Annotated in this window: 15 protein-coding genes; 12 read left to right on the forward strand and 3 right to left on the reverse strand. The window is 53.0% G+C overall.

Annotated elements, in window-relative coordinates:
- The first annotated feature begins 7 nt into the window (after positions 1-7).
- The 6 genes from NST08_RS11900 to NST08_RS11925 all read left to right on the forward strand — a co-directional run bounded on the left by NST08_RS11900 (position 8) and on the right by NST08_RS11925 (position 8,565).
- Positions 8-1,333 (forward strand): dihydrolipoamide acetyltransferase family protein, encoded by a 1,326-nt coding sequence (locus NST08_RS11900; RefSeq protein ID WP_007130006.1) that lies wholly within the window; start codon positions 8-10, stop codon positions 1,331-1,333.
- A gap of 3 nt (positions 1,334-1,336) precedes the next feature.
- Positions 1,337-2,752 carry a dihydrolipoyl dehydrogenase gene (lpdA, locus tag NST08_RS11905; RefSeq protein WP_007130007.1) on the forward strand — a complete coding sequence of 472 codons (1,416 nt, stop codon included), beginning with the start codon at positions 1,337-1,339 and terminating at the stop codon, positions 2,750-2,752.
- 191 nt (positions 2,753-2,943) lie between these two features.
- Positions 2,944-3,738, forward strand: a complete 795-nt coding sequence (gene thyA, locus NST08_RS11910; RefSeq protein WP_028403523.1) for a thymidylate synthase — start codon at positions 2,944-2,946, stop codon at positions 3,736-3,738.
- A 111-nt stretch (positions 3,739-3,849) separates the two neighbouring features.
- Positions 3,850-4,341: a dihydrofolate reductase gene (locus NST08_RS11915; RefSeq protein WP_210094601.1), complete on the forward strand. Its 492-nt coding sequence runs from the start codon at positions 3,850-3,852 to the stop codon at positions 4,339-4,341.
- A gap of 333 nt (positions 4,342-4,674) precedes the next feature.
- Positions 4,675-6,162, forward strand: a complete 1,488-nt coding sequence (locus NST08_RS11920) for a glutamate synthase subunit beta (protein WP_007130010.1) — start codon at positions 4,675-4,677, stop codon at positions 6,160-6,162.
- Between the two features lie 120 nt (positions 6,163-6,282).
- Positions 6,283-8,565 (forward strand): type IA DNA topoisomerase, encoded by a 2,283-nt coding sequence (locus NST08_RS11925; RefSeq protein WP_028403521.1) that lies wholly within the window; start codon positions 6,283-6,285, stop codon positions 8,563-8,565.
- Between the two features lie 108 nt (positions 8,566-8,673).
- On the opposite strand, the gene NST08_RS11930 is transcribed toward NST08_RS11925, so the two are convergent.
- Together NST08_RS11930 and NST08_RS11935 are read right to left on the reverse strand one after the other, a co-directional pair.
- The gene (locus NST08_RS11930) at positions 8,674-9,411 is read right to left on the reverse strand and encodes an HAD family hydrolase (protein WP_028403520.1); all 738 of its coding nucleotides are present in this window, start codon (positions 9,409-9,411) and stop codon (positions 8,674-8,676) included.
- Positions 9,412-9,471: 60 nt separating this feature from the next.
- A complete protein-coding gene (locus tag NST08_RS11935) occupies positions 9,472-10,389 on the reverse strand; it encodes an ArsR/SmtB family transcription factor (RefSeq protein WP_213615075.1) in 918 nt (305 codons plus the stop codon).
- A 129-nt stretch (positions 10,390-10,518) separates the two neighbouring features.
- Between NST08_RS11935 and NST08_RS11940 the strand changes: the two genes are divergently transcribed.
- From NST08_RS11940 to NST08_RS11965, 6 genes are all read left to right on the forward strand, one after another.
- The gene (locus NST08_RS11940) at positions 10,519-11,697 is read left to right on the forward strand and encodes an MFS transporter (protein ID WP_341341779.1); all 1,179 of its coding nucleotides are present in this window, start codon (positions 10,519-10,521) and stop codon (positions 11,695-11,697) included.
- A gap of 87 nt (positions 11,698-11,784) precedes the next feature.
- Positions 11,785-12,504 (forward strand): phosphonate ABC transporter ATP-binding protein, encoded by a 720-nt coding sequence (locus NST08_RS11945; protein WP_007130015.1) that lies wholly within the window; start codon positions 11,785-11,787, stop codon positions 12,502-12,504.
- A gap of 53 nt (positions 12,505-12,557) precedes the next feature.
- Positions 12,558-13,886: a hypothetical protein gene (locus tag NST08_RS11950; protein WP_007130016.1), complete on the forward strand. Its 1,329-nt coding sequence runs from the start codon at positions 12,558-12,560 to the stop codon at positions 13,884-13,886.
- Positions 13,887-13,889: 3 nt separating this feature from the next.
- A complete protein-coding gene (locus tag NST08_RS11955; protein ID WP_007130017.1) occupies positions 13,890-14,585 on the forward strand; it encodes a response regulator transcription factor in 696 nt (231 codons plus the stop codon).
- Positions 14,585-16,036: a sensor histidine kinase gene (locus NST08_RS11960; protein WP_007130018.1), complete on the forward strand. Its 1,452-nt coding sequence runs from the start codon at positions 14,585-14,587 to the stop codon at positions 16,034-16,036. Before NST08_RS11955 ends, NST08_RS11960 begins: the two co-directional genes overlap by 1 nt.
- A gap of 66 nt (positions 16,037-16,102) precedes the next feature.
- Positions 16,103-16,633 (forward strand): GNAT family N-acetyltransferase, encoded by a 531-nt coding sequence (locus NST08_RS11965; protein ID WP_213615071.1) that lies wholly within the window; start codon positions 16,103-16,105, stop codon positions 16,631-16,633.
- A gap of 175 nt (positions 16,634-16,808) precedes the next feature.
- On the opposite strand, the gene NST08_RS11970 is transcribed toward NST08_RS11965, so the two are convergent.
- Positions 16,809-18,023 (reverse strand): glucose-1-phosphate adenylyltransferase, encoded by a 1,215-nt coding sequence (locus tag NST08_RS11970; protein ID WP_341341780.1) that lies wholly within the window; start codon positions 18,021-18,023, stop codon positions 16,809-16,811.
- Between the last annotated feature and the right edge of the window lie 11 nt (positions 18,024-18,034).

Genomic DNA, 18,034 nt, shown 5'->3' on the forward strand with positions numbered 1-18,034 from the left:
TTTTCAGTTGGCAAAATTTGAATATCGTTTTCCAGAGCTGGGCGAAGGTTTGCATGAAGGTGAAATCATCAAAATGCATATCAAGCCTGGCGACAAAGTAACAGACGACGACATCATCATGGAAGTGCAGAACGACAAAGCGGTCGTAGAAGTTCCTTGTCCCGTGAACGGTACGGTTCAAGAAGTTTTTGCCAAGGACGGCCAGGTTTGCCGCGTCGGTGAAGTGGTTGCGATCATCGATGCCGAAGGCGACATTCCTGAGCAAGCAGGCGGCCATGCGGAAGAGCAGTCCGCTCAAGAAGCTGATGCTGCAAAAGGAAGCGCGGATACCACTTCCTCGCCTGCACAAGACGCTCCGGCTGATGCGAAGCAGGGCGGAAACGGCAGCGCTAGCGCGCCTGCAGCTCCGAACCGCGAAGTGCTTGCAACGCCTAGCGTGCGCAAGTTCGCTCGTGAGCAAGGTGTGGATATTACACAAGTGCAAGGCTCAGGCAACAATGGCAAAGTGACCCGCGAAGATGTGGAAGCCTTCAAGAACGGCGGCGGTCAAGCGGCAGCAGCTCCTGCACAAGAAGCGGCTTCCGAGACGAAAGCAGCTCCTGCAGCGGCTTCCGCAGCAGTGGATCCACGTGCCGAAGAAGAGCGCGTACCATTTAAAGGCATCCGCAAAGCGATCTCGAATGCCATGGTTAAATCGGCTTACACTGCTCCGCACGTAACAATCATGGACGAAGTGGACGTAACCGAGCTTGTGGCATTCCGTACCCGCATGAAGCCGATTGCCGAGAAGAAAGGCACGAAAGTTACGTATCTGCCGTTCATCGTGAAGGCTCTTGTTGCGGCTTGCCGCCAGTTCCCTGCCTTGAACGCGATGATCGACGAAGAAGCGAACGAAATTGTGTACAAAAAGTACTACAACATCGGTATCGCAACCGACACCGATAACGGCTTGATCGTACCGGTTATCAAGGATGCCGACCGTAAGAGCATCTGGATGATCGCCGACAGCATCCGTGATCTGGCAGCACGCGGCCGCGAAGGCAAGCTGGCTCCTAACGAAATGAAAGGCAGCACGATTTCCATCACGAACATCGGTTCCGCAGGCGGCATGTTCTTTACGCCGATCATCAACTTCCCAGAAGTTGCGATCCTCGGTACCGGCCGCATCAGCGAAAAAGCGGTCGTGAAGAACGGTGAAATTGTAGCGGCACCTGTCATGGCGCTGTCCCTCAGCTTTGACCACCGCATCATCGACGGCGCTACAGCTCAAAACTTTATGAACTATATTAAACAACTGCTCGCTAACCCTGAGCTGCTTGTTATGGAGGTGTAACTAATGGTAGTTGGAGATGCTTCTTTGGATATTGATACATTAGTCATTGGTGCAGGACCTGGCGGTTACGTGGCGGCGATTCGCGCCGCCCAGCTGGGCCAGAAAGTTCTGATCGTGGATAAGTCCGAGCTCGGCGGCGTCTGCTTGAACCGCGGCTGTATCCCTTCGAAAGCGCTGATCTCTGCTGCTCATCAGTATGAGGCTGCCAAGCATGCCGATGCATTCGGTATTTCCGTGGAGAACGTAAAGGTTGACTTCGCGAAAACCCAGGAGTTCAAAAACGGCGTCGTTAAAAAAATGACCGGCGGCGTTGCCGGCTTGCTCAAAGGCAACAAGGTCGAGGTATTTAACGGCGAGTGCATGTTCATCAACGAGAACGAAGCGCGCGTATTCAATGATCATGAATCTCCGCGTTACCGTTTCAAAAACTGCATCATCGCAACCGGCTCCCGTCCGATCGAGCTGAAGCCATTCCCATTCGGCGGCCGCATCCTGTCGTCCACCGAAGCGCTGAACCTGCAAGAAGTGCCTAAGAGCCTGATCGTTATCGGCGGCGGCTACATCGGCGCAGAGCTTGGCCAAATGTACTCCAAATTCGGTGCGAAGGTAACGATTATCGAAGGTATGGACAGCGTTCTTGCCGGATTCGATAAGGATATGACGAGCCTCGTAACGAAAAACATGAAGAAAACCGGCATTGAGATCATCACCGGTGCAAAAGCTGAAAGTGCGGAGCAAAACGATAAAGAAGTTACCGTTAAATACTCCGTAAACGGCGAAACCAAAGAAGTAACGGCTGAGTACCTGCTCGTAACGGTTGGACGTCGTCCAAACACCGATGGCGAGCTTGGTCTTGACCTCATCGGACTTGAGCTTGACGAGCGCGGCTTCGTGAAAGTTGACCATCAAGGCCGCACCAGCATTCCGCATATCTTCGCAATCGGCGATATCGTTGCCGGACCTGCGCTTGCCCACAAAGCTTCCTATGAAGGCAAAGTGGCTGCCGAAGTTATCTCCGGAATGCCATCGGTTGTCGATTACAAGTGCATCCCTGCCGTTGTATTTACGGATCCTGAGTGCTCCAGCGTAGGTTACACCGAAGCCCAAGCGAAGGAAAAAGGCCACAAAGTGAAGGCCGGTAAATTCCCTTACGCTGGCAACGGACGTTCCGTATCCCTGAACCACCCTGAAGGCTTCGTGAAGATCGTTGCCGAAGAAGGAACAGGACTTGTACTCGGCGCGCAAATCGTAGGTCTGGAAGCTTCCAACCTGATTGCCGAGCTTGGCCTTGCGATCGAGATGGGTGCTACGCTTGAGGATCTGGCATTGACGATCCATGCACACCCAACGCTTGGCGAAATCGTAATGGAAGCTGCGGAAGTTGTTATGGGTCATCCGATCCACATTATCTCCCGCTAATCCGTTCGAATTTTAACGGGTCATCATATAATTGCCAAGGAGGCAGAGAACGCTATAAAGGCGCGATCTGCCTCCTTTTTTAGATAACAGAAAGTATAAACCTCGGAGGAGCGGGAGGAATTTTCGTCTGCCCAACCTGCCATGAACATGATAGACTATGCATATGAGATACCAGAGAGGTGAGTTTGAAGATGAAGCAATATTTGGAGCTGCTGCAGGACATTCTGGAGCATGGAGTAGAAAAGGAAGACCGGACGGGAACAGGGACGTTGTCCGTCTTTGGAAGGCAGCTGAGGTTCGACCTGTCGCAGGGCTTTCCTCTCGTCACAACGAAACGGATCCATCTAAAATCGGTCATTCACGAGCTGCTGTGGTTTTTGAGCGGCGAAACGAATATCCGGTATTTAAAAGAAAACGGCGTACGGATCTGGGACGAATGGGCGGATGAGAACGGTGATTTGGGTCCGGTATACGGCTCGCAATGGCGTGCGTGGGAAGCGCCGGATGGCCGCCGAATCGATCAGATCGCGAACGTCATCGAATCAATCAAGACGAATCCGGATTCGCGCCGGCATATCGTGAACGCCTGGAATGTGGCGGAAATCGACAATATGAAGCTGCCGCCGTGCCACTTCGTATTTCAATTTTACGTGGCGGGAGGCAAGCTCTCCTGCATGCTGACGATGCGCTCGGTAGACAGCTTCCTCGGCCTGCCGTTCAATATAGCGAGCTATGCGCTGCTCACGCATATGGTAGCCCAGCAGTGTGACTTGGAGCCAGGCGAATTCATCTGGTCCGGCGGGGATGTTCATATTTATTCGAATCATTTGGAGCAGGTTAAAACCCAGCTGCAGCGGGAGCCGTACGATCTTCCGAAGCTGATTATCAAACGCAAACCGGAGAGCATCTTCGACTATACCTTCGAGGATTTCGAATTTGAAGGCTACCGGCATCATCCAACGATTAAAGCGACGGTTGCGGTCTAGTGGATGAGCCGGGCATCCAGTTGCCGGAAATGCAGGACAGACCGGAGGAATGGACAGTATTGCATCGGAGGGGGCAAGCATTGGGCCCCCGAAGAAAGGGGGATGGCTGACATGATTTCGATGATATGGGCCATGGGCAAGGATCAGGTGATCGGACGCAATGGAACGATGCCTTGGCATTTACCGAGGGACCTTGCCTTTTTCAAGGAGAAGACGCTTGGCAAGCCGATCGTTATGGGAAGGAAAACATGGGATTCATTCGGAAGCAAGCCGCTTCCGAAACGAACGAATATCGTACTGACCCGGGATGAGAGCTTCGCGCTTCCGCCGGAGCAGGGGATCGTCATTCACGATCTGCAGGACGCGTTGCCCTATGCCCGGGAGCAGGAGCTGATGGTGATCGGGGGCTCCCAGATATACGAGCAGATGCTGCCGCTGGCCGATCGCTTATACTGTACTTTTATCGACGAAGAGTTTGAAGGCGACACCTTTTTCCCGGAAATTGACTGGGAGCAGTGGCAGGTTGTTGAGGAAACGCCGGGAATTACGGATGAGAAGAACCCGTACGCGTACCGATTCGTCATTTATGACCGTAAGCGATAAGCGATAATCGATCATATAGATATCCTATTCTCTCCCATCTATTACCCTTGTTCGATTATGGCAGGATAGTACAAATGATCATGCATATAATCCATTTAATTGGCGAAAAGCGAAATGCTACTATATTTTTAATGTTTGTAGGTAAAATTGCTTGAATTGCCTTATACTGCGCGGATTTCGGAACTGATACAAACTTTTATTAAGGATAATAAAAAAGATGAATCAGGAAAAGTGCCGTTTCTAGGCAGATTTGACGCTCGTTAGTATGCGATTATGATATGATATTTTGTGCATGGAAATCAGAATAGATAGAACGGATGGGGGAAAAGCAGGATGTCTACACCAACAGGCTTTATGGAATATCAGCGTCAGCTTCCGGCAGACCGGGACCCGGCAGAACGAGTAAAGGACTGGGAAGAGTTTCATAAACATCTAGAAGAAGAAGAGCTCCAAACCCAAGGAGCGCGCTGTATGGATTGCGGCACGCCATACTGCCATACGGGAATTGACATGATCGGGGGCACCTCGGGCTGTCCGATCCACAATCTGATCCCTGAATGGAACAACCTGGTGTATCGCGGACTGTGGAGAGAGGCCTTGGAACGTCTTCACAAAACGAATAATTTCCCTGAATTTACAGGCCGGGTATGTCCGGCGCCATGCGAAGGCTCTTGTACGGTCGGACTGATCGGCGAGCCGGTTACGATAAAATCGATTGAGCAGGCGATCATCGACAAGGGCTTCGAGGAGGGCTGGGTCGTACCTGAGCCGCCCGAGAAGCGCACAGGGCGACGGGTAGCGGTTGTAGGCTCTGGTCCTGCCGGTCTTGCGGCTGCTGCCCAGCTCAACAAGGCAGGGCATAGCGTAACCGTATACGAGCGTGCAGACCGGATTGGCGGGCTGCTGACGTATGGCATTCCCTCGATGAAGCTCGATAAGGGAGTCGTTCAGCGACGCGTTGACTTGCTGCGGGCCGAGGGGATCGAATTTGTGGTAAACACCGAAATCGGTAAAGACATTCCGGCGCAGAAGCTCACTCAGGACTACGACGCCGTCGTATTATGCGGAGGGGCGACGAAGCCTCGCGAATTCAACATCGAGGGCAGCGATCTGAAGGGCGTCCATTATGCGATGGACTACCTCAACGGAACGATTAAGAGCTATCTTGATTCCGGTCTTGCCGACGGCAACTATATCTCTGCAAAAGACAAGGACGTTATCGTCATTGGCGGAGGCGACACCGGCTCCGACTGCGTGGCCACAGCCCTCCGCCACGGCTGCAGAAGCGTGACCCAATTCGGTACGCATAAGCGGGCGCCGCTTACACGGGATCCGATCGCGAATCCTTGGCCGCAGTTCCCGAATGTGTATACGCTTGACTATGCGCATGAAGAAGCCAAAGCGCTGTTCGGCAGCGATCCGCGTGAATTTTCCATCATGACCACGAAATTTGTCGGTGATGAGGAAGGCAATTTGAAGGAGCTCCATACCGTTCAAATCGAGCGGATTGTCGACGAAACCGGTCGCAAAATCTACCAGCCGATCCCGGGAACCGAGAAGGTGTTTCCTGCCCAAATGGCACTGATTGCCATCGGATTTGACGGACCGGAGCAGACGCTTGTGCAGCAGCTCGGTCTGGAAACGGATCGCCGCTCCAACGTAAAGGCTCCGTATGGCAAATATACGACGAATGTGGATAAGGTCTTTGCAGCCGGCGATATGCGCCGCGGTCAAAGCTTGGTCGTATGGGCCATCAACGAAGGCCGCGAGGTTGCCCGCGAAGTGGATAAATATTTGATGGGTGCAACCGTTCTGGTTTAAAAACATTCTTAAATATGCTATAGTTTGTATTAGAAGAAGGACTTCGCAGCCGCGAAGTCCTTTTTGGAGTTAGCGGCCTATAGCATATTGCTGCGAACTCGGCCGGGAGGAGAATGTCAGATGAAAACACTGGTCATTGCCGAAAAGCCGGATATGGGACGGAATATCGCGGCGGTGATCGAGCCACGGGCGAAGAATCACCGCACCTATCTGGAGGGCGAGCAGTATATTATCACTTGGGCAATCGGACATCTCGTAGGTCTGGCGGAGCCGGATGCCTATGATCCGAAATACAAGCGATGGAATTTAAGAGATTTGCCAATCATACCGGAGCAATTCAAAATCGTTCCGAATCCGAAAACGAAGGATCAGCTGAAGGTCATCGGGGAAGTGGCCAAGCGTTGCAGTCACATCGTCAATGCATGCGATGCGGGGCGCGAAGGACAGTATATCTTTGCTCTGATCCAGCAGCAGCTGAAGTTAAGACAGCCTGTCAAGCGGCTGTGGATATCGGACTTAACGCCGGAAAGCATCGCTAAAGGCTTCGCCGAGCTGAAGGACGGGGCGGAATTCGAGGATTTGACGCAAGCGGCGCGTGCCCGCAGCGAGGCGGATTGGCTGATCGGCATGAACGCATCCCGTGCGTTCACCACACGCCATCAGACCCTATTATCCGTCGGACGGGTGCAGACGCCGGTGCTGGCTTTGATCTATGACCGGCAGAAGGAGATCGAGGCATTCGAGTCCCAGACCTTCTATGAAGTCAAAGCCTTGTTTCGTCAGGAAAAGCTTGAATATACGGGAACATGGCAGGGGGAACGGCTAACCTCGAAGGAGAAGTCGGACGCGATCGCTGCAAAGGTTCAAGGCAAGCAAGGGGCGGTCGCCAAATATGAAGTCAAGGAAACGAAGGAATACCCGTTCAAGCTGTATGATCTGACCTTGCTTCAGCGCGAGGCCAATGCGAAGTATGGCTATTCGGCCAAGAAGACGCTGGACCTCGCACAAGCGCTGTACGAGCGGCATAAGGTGATTTCTTATCCGCGTACCAATTCCAACTATGTGAACGAGCAAAATATCGAAGGCATGCACAAGGCGCTCCATATGCTGAAATCGACCTCCTACGGACAGATGGCGGAAGGAGCGGATCCAAAGCGTGTCCATATCAATAACAAGGCGGTTTGTAATCCGCAGCGGGTAGAGGATCACCATGCAATCCTGCCGACGCTGAAGCGGCCCGGCAATCTGAGCAAGGAAGAAGCGCATATTTACGACCTGATCATCATCCGCTTTCTTTCGCACTTTTATCCGCCTGCATTGTACAAGCAGCATACGGTGTTGACCGAGGTTGAAGGCGAAACGTTCAAGACCGGGATCAAGGAGCTGCTGTCATTAGGCTGGAAGGTGCTTATCGAGAAGGATAAGGAACAGAAGAAGTCGAAGGGATCGTCCCGCAAAGGTAAAGACGAGGAGGAGGACGAAACCCAGGAATGGAACGACCGTTCATTTGATATCGCACCGGACCGTCCGGTGTTTTGCCGGAAATCGGAAGTAAAGGAGAAGGCCACACAGCCGCCGAAGAGCTATACCGAAGGAACCTTGCTTAAAGCGATGGAGAGTGCCGGCAAGTCCATTGAGGACGATGAGCTGAGGGATGCAATGAAGGACAGCGGCCTCGGAACGCCGGCCACCCGAGCGGCAACGATCGAACGGCTGAAGAAGGTCGGTTATATTACGATGCAGGGCAAGAAAATCACGGTTACGCAGAAAGGGAGGACTGCCGTCGAGCTGATCCGCCACGCCGGCGTCGAGCTTCTTGCTTCGCCGGAAATGACCGGGCAGTGGGAGCGGAGGCTTCACCAAATATCCAAGGGAGAGGCGTCTGCAGAAACGTTCATGCAGAATGTCCAGAAGTTTACGGTTTCCATAATCAATAAAGTGTCTTCGCAGCCGCCGGCACCGCCCTCCCTGTTTGGCGGAGATGAGGACAAGCCGAAGGGAAAAGGCAGGGGAAGAAGCAGTAAGGCGGCCGCCGGGAATCCTTCGGCGGCTCGAAAGCGTCCGGAGCGGTCGCCGAATAAGCCGGATACTCCGGTTCCGTCCATTCGCGAGCCTCTTGGCCGTTGTCCAAGGCCTGGCTGCGGCGGTCAAATTATTGAGGGCCGGAAAGGATACGGCTGCGCCAACTTCAAGTCCGGATGCTCATTCGTCATCTGGAAGGAGTTTGCCGGCAAATCGATATCCCAGGCCATGCTGAAATCGCTGCTCGAGCAGGGCAGAACGAAGCTGCTGGCATTTAAACGCGAGGACGGAAGCACGTATAAAGCCCGAATGGTGTTGTCATCCGGAGGCGACGGCAAGCTGTCCCTCGAAACCGAGGCGGGGACAGCGGTTCGACAGTAATAATAGCATCGATGTTAGTATAGGGATAGAATCGACTTTTAAAATAATGAAAAAAAAGGGGTACCCTGCTTAAGGTTTGTAACAACCTTCAGGGTACCCCGATTGAATTTACATGAAATGATGATGAATGACATCCGGGACTTCGGTCAGCGCGGACACCGTATACAGAACGTTATGAGGCTCTTGCTTCAGCTCTACGAGATTGTATTCCCATTCCCGCTGCTGCTTGAGATAGATGCTGTTGATGCCGGCGGTAAGTGCAGGCACGACATCGGTGCGAAGGGAATTGCCGATCATCCAGGTATGGGAGCGGTCAAAGCTTCCGGCACTGACTATTTCCTCAAGGGCTTCTATATTTTTATGCCGGCGGATGTAGATCCGGTCTCCGAAATAGTCGGCGAGCTTCATCTGCTCGATTTTACGCTGCTGAATGCGTGCTTCCCCGCCGGTATACAAGTACAGTCGATGCCCGTCGGCTTGAAGCCGCTCCAGCGTTTCCACCATACCGGGATAAGGTTCAACCTCCTGATCATAGACGCTCATGCCGAGAACGAATAGCTGCTCTTCCTCGATAGTCGACAGAGTCCGTCCGTGAGCTTCGCAGTAATGCCGATAAGTGGCGATCAAGGATTGCGGGAAGTTCGTACTGGCGAAGCCGAGCTGTTTCGTTCCGGCAATATCGATTTCGATTTGCTTGCTCCGGACCTCCTCGGTCGTCAAGCCAAAGGGTGAAAACCAATCGGTCATCCATTCGAAAAAATCCCCGAGTATCAAATCGAAGTATTTATTGCAGTGGATCAAGGTATCATCCATATCGAAGATGATATGCTGTGGTGTTATGCTCATGGTTGTCTCCTTCTTGCGGTTATTTCATGTACATCGTCGTCCGCGTCACCTTACGCGGGATCACGTCAAACGGATATAATCCTCCAGGAACATCTGAAGCTCGGAGGCTCCATCCGGACGCAGGCTGAACCGCTCGTTGTTCTCGGATTTCAAGTGGGAGCGCAGCAGCCCCGCCGCCCGAAGAATCATCAGATGATGCATCAGCTCTTCGTAAGGCTGGTTCAGATCAGCAGCCATCTCCGACACGGCCTTCGGCTCATCGGCGATGTAGCGGAGCAGGCGCAGACGCTCCGGATCGGCCAACGCTTCGGTCATGCGCAGCAGGACGACAGGCGGCTCGTCCTCATCTTCTTCCGGAATATCGATCGGATACTGAAGCAGCAGCGTATTTTCATAGAAGCAATATGTATTGATCGGGCGGAAATGGGTGCCGGGAAACAAAATGACGTTCTCCTGGGGCACCTGATCCAGAATAACGCCGCTCGTCGCGTATTCGATCAGATGCTCATCGTCCATCTTCGGAAGCAGCGTTTGCTTCTCTTCGGCATCCTCCTCAAGCAGCTGACGCAGCTCGTTCTCGACGGAGGAGAAGTAATGCGAATGCCAGAGCTTCATTAGCGGTATATAGCTTTCGCGGATTCTTGCGATTTCATCCCGGGACAAGGACGGAAGATGAGGATACAGCAGCTCGCCTAATGCATCGATTGAAGAGTTTTCGATCCAGTCCAGGAAATCGGGGATCTCCTGATGGTCGCCCCGGAGCATGACCAGCGCATACAGCACGTCGTAATCGGATAAAGGCCACTGCCGGGCCGCGATGAACCGCACCCTTGCATCCTCCGGCATGCGCTCGTCCATTTCGGTGATGAGCCGCTTGCCGATGTCCAGGTTATCGGTCCATTTTCTCGTTGCATATATCATGAAGCTGCCCAGCAGCTCGTATACCATGGATACATCGATACGCACTTTATATTTCATTTACAGATACCCTCCCAATTGATGGCATTGTTATTATTATGGCTTGTATCGATTGGGCTTGTCCACTATAATGTTCATTTGGCTGTTTAAATTCATTGTTTTTTCTACATAGAGGAGGCCTTGTTTTACGTGACAGAAGCTGCACAACCCCGTCAAGGGAGAACTCATTATTTCATATTAATTGCCGTCGTTGTAGCGGCGGGCCTGAGCCAGGGACTGCTGCTGCCCGTGCTGGCGATATTTCTAGAACGAATGGGGATATCATCCTCGATGAACGGCTTGAACGCCGCTGCGCTGTACGTCGGCTCTTTCGCGATGACGCTGGTTGCGGAGAGGTTGCTGGGCTTGATCGGCTTTAAAAAGCTGATCGCGTCCGGACTTGTTTTGGTGATGCTGTCACTGCTTGCGTTCCCGCTGATCCCAAGCGTTGCGTTTTGGTTTGTGCTTAGGTTGCTAGTTGGAATCGGTGACAGCGCTCTGCATTATGCAGCCCAGCTATGGGTGCTGATGATGTCAACGTCTAAGAACCGGGGCAGGAGCATCTCCTTCTACGGCATGTCTTACGGGCTAGGCTTCAGCATCGGGCCGCTTGGGATTCCGCTCCTCAAATACGGAGAGGCCGTTCCATTCGTGGTCCTTGCGGTGCTGTTTCTGTTCATACTGATCATTGTGCTCGTCAAGCTGCCGAACATCAAGCCTGAAAAAGTCGAAGGCGGCGATCAGACGTCATCCGGAAGATATATGAGAAGCTACCGTTTGGCATGGTACGCTTTGCTGCCGGCATTCCTGTACGGGTATATGGAAGCCGGTATGAACAGCAATTTTCCCGTTTACGGGTTAAGAAGCGGGTTTACGCTGGACGAAATATCGATGCTGCTGCCTTTTGTCGGGATCGGAGGGCTGCTGCTCCAGCTCCCGCTCGGCATATGGAGCGATAAGTTCGGCCGCAAGCGCGTACTGGCGATCGCAGGGATCTCCGGCGGACTGTGCTTCGCGCTCATTCCGCTGGCAGGAACGAATTTTTGGGCAACCCTTATATTGTTAACGGCTGCCGGAGGCCTCGTCGGCTCCTTCTTTTCGCTAGGACTTGCTTACGCGGCTGATATATTGCCGAAGCTGCTCCTTCCGGCAGCTAACGTCGTCGCCTCTTTTCACTTTAATGTCGGGAGCATTGCGGGCCCTAATGCGGGCGGAGCATTAATGGAGACCGGGTGGAATGGCGGCATATTTTTCCTGCTCGGAGGACTGTACATTCTATTTGGATGTGCGGGGGCGCTGTTTAAACCTGCTGCTGATTCAAAGCTGTAAATGCGAATGTTTGTTCTCATGGCAATTGCCCTCGCTTTCTTCTAAACTAGAGAGTAGGAATACGCACTTGACGGGAGAGACGATGACATGATTAAAGTGGATCGGCTGAAGAAAACGATAGGTCCTGACCGCACGCCGGTGCTGAAGGATATCACCTTTCAGATGGAGCGCGGGGAAATGATCGGACTCATCGGTGCGAGCGGAAGCGGAAAAAGCTTGATGATGAGCTGCCTGTCCATGCAGGAAAAATGGGACGGCGGCAAATTGACGATTGACGGCGAAGATATGATGAATCCCGCGGGTAAACGTAAAATTCGCCGGGAATGGGCGTATCTCGAGCAAAACCCTTCCTTAAACGTCAATCGCACCGCACTTAAAAACGTGCTGATCGGACAATCGAGCCAGACGCCATGGTGGCGGATGCTTACCGGCATGGTCCGCTCGGATGATTATATGGGAGCCATGGATACGATCGAGCATTTGGGGCTTTTGGACAAGGCCCACCGCAAAGCAGGGGAGCTAAGCGGGGGAGAAAGACAGCGGATCGCGATCGCCCGGGCGCTTGTGCACGGAGCGAAGGTGATTCTTGCGGACGAGCCCGTCACTGGCCTGGACCCGGGATCGGCCGAGCACGTGCTCAAAACGTTAAAGACCCTATGTGATGAAGAAAGGCTTACGGTCGTTACGGTGATCCCGCTGGAGCTGGCGGAAAAATACTGCACCCGCGTGATGGGGCTCGCCGGCGGGGAGCTGGTCGTCGACGTGACGGGACGGCGTTTAACTCATGGCGAGAAGTCAAGACTGTAATTATCTGTAGGTTTTATAAATGAGGCTATGGAATAGAAATGAGATGATCTGGATTGAAATATAGAGTGATACAAGCCTTGCTGTCCGGCTTGCTGCTGTTTCTGCTTAGCGGCTGCACGTTTATTCAGGATCCGGTCTCGCTGATGAAGAAGCCGGAACTGCCTGCGGATAAAGCGACGCTGCACGGCGCGATCCAGACAGCCCTTCAGAAACGGAAGACCGATACCGGGGCAATCATCAGACCAAGGAGCGACGTGGACAGCAGCTCGATCCGCATTCAGGATCTGGACAATGACGGTGTGCTGGAAGCGGTCGTCTTCTATCAGACGCCGGATGAAGAAGTGAAGATCCACGGCATGATCATGCAGCAGCAGGGAGATGCCTGGGTCAAGCTGCTGGATTTTGACGGGGAAGGGACCGTGCTGGAATCGTTTGATTTCGTAGATTTCACGAATGACGGCAAGGTCGATATCGTTGCAGGCTTCTCCCGCGGCGAGGAGAATCTTCAGAACCTGTTGATCGTCTATTCGTTCTCGGGCAACTCGCTCGAGAAGGTAGCTCCGCTGCCTTATACCCACTTTAATATCGGGGATTTGAACGGCGACAAGATCAAGGATATTACCGTCGTTTATCTCCAGCAGAAAGAGCTGTCGTACGTCAGCACGTATCAATATGACAAGTTCGAGGAAGCCTTCGTTGAGCTGGATAAGCTGGATCTCGGACCGAATATTGAAAGTTATTACAATGTTGTCGCAGGGAAAGTGGCTAAAAATAAAGAAGGTATAATTCTCGATGCTTCGGTTATATCCAATTCCTCCTATTCGAAGCTGATCATCATGGAGGATAATAAGTTTGTCGATATCCTGCAGGATGAGCTGCTGACCTTCAAAGAGCTGCCGATCGAGAGCGAAGACGTGAACGATGACGGCATTCTGGAGATTGGATTGCTGGAAAGACCGGCAGGCTGGGAGGACCGGCTCTTCGAGGAAATCCCTTACTTTACCACCTATTATCAGTGGGACGGAGAAATTCGCGAAGTGAATGAAAATGAAGGACTGCAATTCGTGCTTCAAAGATACTATGATATCAATAACCACTTCTATTTGGATTTCCCGGCCGACCTGTACAACCAGATTACGATTACCCCGGAATCCAACAAAGATTCCTATCTGAATTTCGTGATGATCGATTCTGGTGAATCAGTGGCGGAGATTAAATTTTTCACGATGGCCCAGTGGGCGGAGGCTGAGTCCGATTGGGAGATTTTAGTGAAGGAAAAAAGCCGCGTTATCGCGTACCGAAGCCACGGCGATCTAAAGCTTAGCAAAAAAGAGAACAAGCCAAGCAACAATGTGGCTCCTATCGAAAGAAAGGGGAACTAGATCTTGAGTAAAGTACTCATATTGGAAGACGAAGAATCCATTCGCAGTTTTATCGTGATCAATCTTAAACGCAACGGGTTTGAAGTTCTCGAGACCGGAGACGGTAACGAAGCGCTGCGCCTGTTGCAGTCGACGCCAGACATCGATATCGCATTGCTGGACGTCATGGTTCCCGGGATCGACGGGTTCGAGGTGTGCCGGAGAATTCGGGAGACGAATGAGCGAATCGGCATTATCTTTCTGACCGCCAAGGTTCAGGAGCAGGACAAGGTATATGCGCTGTCCGTCGGTGCCGACGACCATGTCAGCAAGCCGTTCAGTCCGACGGAGCTGATTGCAAGGCTTCAGTCCCTGCTGCGCCGGGTCAACGTTCAGCGAGCCGGAGCCGCTAAGGTATCGTTCCAGTCCGGTCCGTTCACGCTTGACCTGATATCCAAGCAATTCAAGAAGAACGGCCAGTCCGTCGAGCTGACACCGACCGAGTTTTCGCTGGTGCAGTTTTTCCTGGAAAAAGAAAATACGCCGCTTAGCCGTGATGTCCTGCTGGACCATGTTTGGGGCAAAGAATATATGGGCGACCCCAAAATCGTGGACGTCAATATTCGGAGACTGCGCCAAAAAATCGAGAGCAATCCTTCCGAGCCGGAATATCTCCAAACGGTATGGGGACACGGCTATAAATGGAAGGGTCAGGGCTAATGATCAAAAAAGGCATTCGGCGGCAAATCGTGCTGCACTACTTCCTGGTAGTGTTCATCGCCTTGCTGCTGGTTGAAGTAATCTTTCTAATCGCAATCCGAACCTATTATTACGATACGGTGTATAACCATGTCAGCAACCATATCCGCCTCTCGAACGAGTTCTATCAGCCGTTCCGGGTCACGTCGTCGGATAATGTGAATCAGCTGAGCGAGATGGTTCGGCATTTTGAGCTCTACAATACCGAGTTGCAAATTTTGAACACGTCCGGGCAGGTGCTGACGACATCGGCCGGCTTCGATCTGGAGCAAACGATCAAGACAAGTGACGTGACGCAGGCGCTCGCGGGCGACACCAGCCGTTGGGTCGGCAAACAGCCCGGTACCGGGCAAATCGTAATGGCTGTTTCCCAGTCGATTCAGAACGGCTTCGATCAAACGTATATCCTTCGTTACGTAACGTCGCTGGATCTCATTAACGATCGACTGCTCAAGCTGACGTTATTCGCCGTCAGTATCGGGGCAGCGGTGCTTGCGATCGTGCTGGCGTTCAGCATCGGTCTGGCCAACTCGATCGTGAAGCCGATCAATAATATTACGACGGTATCCACCCAGATGGCCAAGGGCAAATTTAATGTCCGCATCAAGGGGGATTACAAATACGAGCTTGGCGAGCTGTCGTCTACCCTGAACTACATGGCCCAGGAAATCGTGCGGAGCAACCAGGTCAAGGATGATTTTATCTCCTCGATCTCCCATGAGCTCCGGACCCCGCTCACCAGCATCAAGGGCTGGAGCGAAACGCTCGACTCGGGTGGCTATGATCCGGAGGAAACAAAGATCGGGATGCAGATTATTGCCAAGGAGACCGACCGCTTGATCGGGCTTGTGGAAGAGCTGCTGGACTTCTCCAAGCTCCAGCAGAATGAAATGAAGCTGGTGAAGGGGATCGTCAATCTGCGGGAGCTGCTGCAGGAGATCATTTTGAATCTGTGGGCGAAGGCCGAGAAGAAGGGCGTCACCATCAAGCTGGAGTCGGAAGAGAAGCCGATCATATACGGCGATGCCAACCGGCTGAAGCAGGTGTTCCTCAATATTGTGGACAATGCGGTGAAATTCTCGCATGAGAACGGCGTCATCAACCTGTACTTTACGATGGAGGAGAAGTTCGTCACGGTGACGGTCAGGGATTACGGGATCGGCATTTCGGAGGAGCATCTGCGCAGGGTGAAGGATCGCTTCTTCCAGGTCAATCCGCTCAACGGCGGCACCGGTCTTGGCCTTGCGATCACACAGCAGCTCGTTGAGCTGCACGGCGGTACGATGGAGATGGAGAGCGAGCTCGGGCACGGAACATCCGTCATTGTCAAACTGCCGCTTCCGGAAGGGAAAATTCCGGTGGCCGGCGGGCTGGAAAACGGGGAGGAAGGCATGCCCGGCCCGACCGTATAAGGCTTTGCCGAAGCGATTCGGCAAAGCCTTTTTTTTTAGATGACTATGAGAACGGGGGAGAACAGGATGTCGAATAAGGCATTGAAGATTTTTACCACGGCAAAAGGCAGCTTTCAGCTCGGGATGGCTGTGCAGGAGGACGCCGGCGATATGCTGTCCATGCTGCGGGAGACAGCCGAGCTCATGGTGAAGCAGGGGCTTGGGCAATGGACGCCATCCCTGTTCACGATGGAGCTTATGCAGCAGTATTTGAAGGAGCGCGAGGTTTTTCTGCTGCGGCAAGATGGTGAAGCGGCCGGGATGTTCACCCTTCAATACGGTGATCCCTCGTATTGGGGGGAGCGGGATGACCCGTCGTTCGGTTATTTGCATCGATTGACCGTTCGGCCGCAATTCCGGGGATTATCCCTCGGAGCGGGCATGCTGTCGTTCGCGGAGGAGAAGCTGCGCGCAGAGGGCAGGGCAGGCTTTCGCCTGGACTGCGTGTCCCATCTCCCGGGGCTGAACCAGTTCTATGTGGGGCAGGGATTTCAATTTGTGGCCGAGCAGGATATGGGCGGCCGAATCGTGAATTTGTACGAAAAGGTGTTTGTCTGATCACGGGCTGCATGCTTAGGTAAAACAGGAAGCGGCATTGAGCTGAGCTGAAAGCACTGGGGCAATTGCGCGAAATCGGCGAAAGTATGTTTAACATCAAAAAGAGCGATCCGGCCGGATCGCTTTTTGATTATTATGGCTGGCTGCATCTATCGTCCATGGGAACGATACGATGTTAGGAAGAAGAGACGTTGGCCCGCAGCCGTCCCTTTTCGTATACATCCTGCAAAAGGCGGCTTGGCTGGGTCCGGATCGTCGGCTTTGGAAGCACGGTTTCGTAAGGGCCGACAACCACGACGTTGCCCGGCGAGCCTTTGACGACGGCGCCATCTCTGATTACGGCTCCTTCGCCAACGATGGCATGCTCAATATGGACGCCCTTTCCCACCCTGGCATTCGGCATAATGACGCTGTCCTTGACGATGGAATATTTGCCGATTTCCGCGCCGCAGAATACGACCGAATTCTTCGCCTTGCCTTCGAACGAGCAGTGCTCGTGTATAAGGCAGTCGGCGTACTCGTGATTACGGGTGCGGGTCGTGGAAGGCTTCGACATCCACGGGCGGGTGTACATTGGCCAATCGGTTCGTTCCAGCACGAGTTCGCTGGCGCGCAGCACATCCATATGGGCTTCCCACAGGCTTTCGACCGTGCCGACATCGCGCCAATAGCCCTGGAAACGGAAGGCCAGCAAGGATTCATGGCCGGACAGCATTTTAGGGATGACGTCTTTCCCGAAGTCATGGCTGGAGTTCGGGTCGGCGGCATCCTCGAGCAGGTGCTGCTTCAGATAGTCCCAACGGAACAAATAAATTCCCATCGAAGCCAAATTGCTTTGCGGCTCTGCCGGCTTCTCCGCAAATTCGATAATATTCAGATTGTCGTCCACACTCATGACGCCGAACCGGCTGGCTTCTTCCCATGGAACCTCCATCACAGAGATCGTTGCAGGCGCTCCCTGCCGCTTATGGGCCTCCAGCATCTCGCGGTAATCCATCTGATAAATGTGGTCCCCGGACAAGATCAGCACATGCTCCGGATCCTGCTCGTCAATGAATGGTATGTTTTTATATATGGCATCTGCAGTCCCTAGATATTCCTGAGTTTCCGTGTTGTGCGAAGGAAGGAGCGCAATGCCATTTGCGTTTGTACGGGCCATGCCCCAAGGCTCGCCTTCTCCGATATGCTCGTGCAGCGATTCTGCCTCGTACTGCGTCAAAACTCCGACAGTGTCAATACCGGAATTGGCGCAATTGCTGAGAGGAAAATCGATTATGCGGTAGCGGCCGCCAAATGGAACAGCGGGTTTTGCCAGCTTCGAAGTCAGAGGAGCCAATCGCTTGCCCTCACCTCCGGCTAAAAGCATAGCAATACAGTCTTTTTTCTTCATCACGTTTCCCT

The sequence above is a fragment of the Paenibacillus sp. FSL K6-1566 genome (assembly GCF_038050475.1).
In the GTDB taxonomy this organism is placed as follows: Bacteria; Bacillota; Bacilli; order Paenibacillales; family Paenibacillaceae; genus Paenibacillus_AQ; species Paenibacillus_AQ lactis.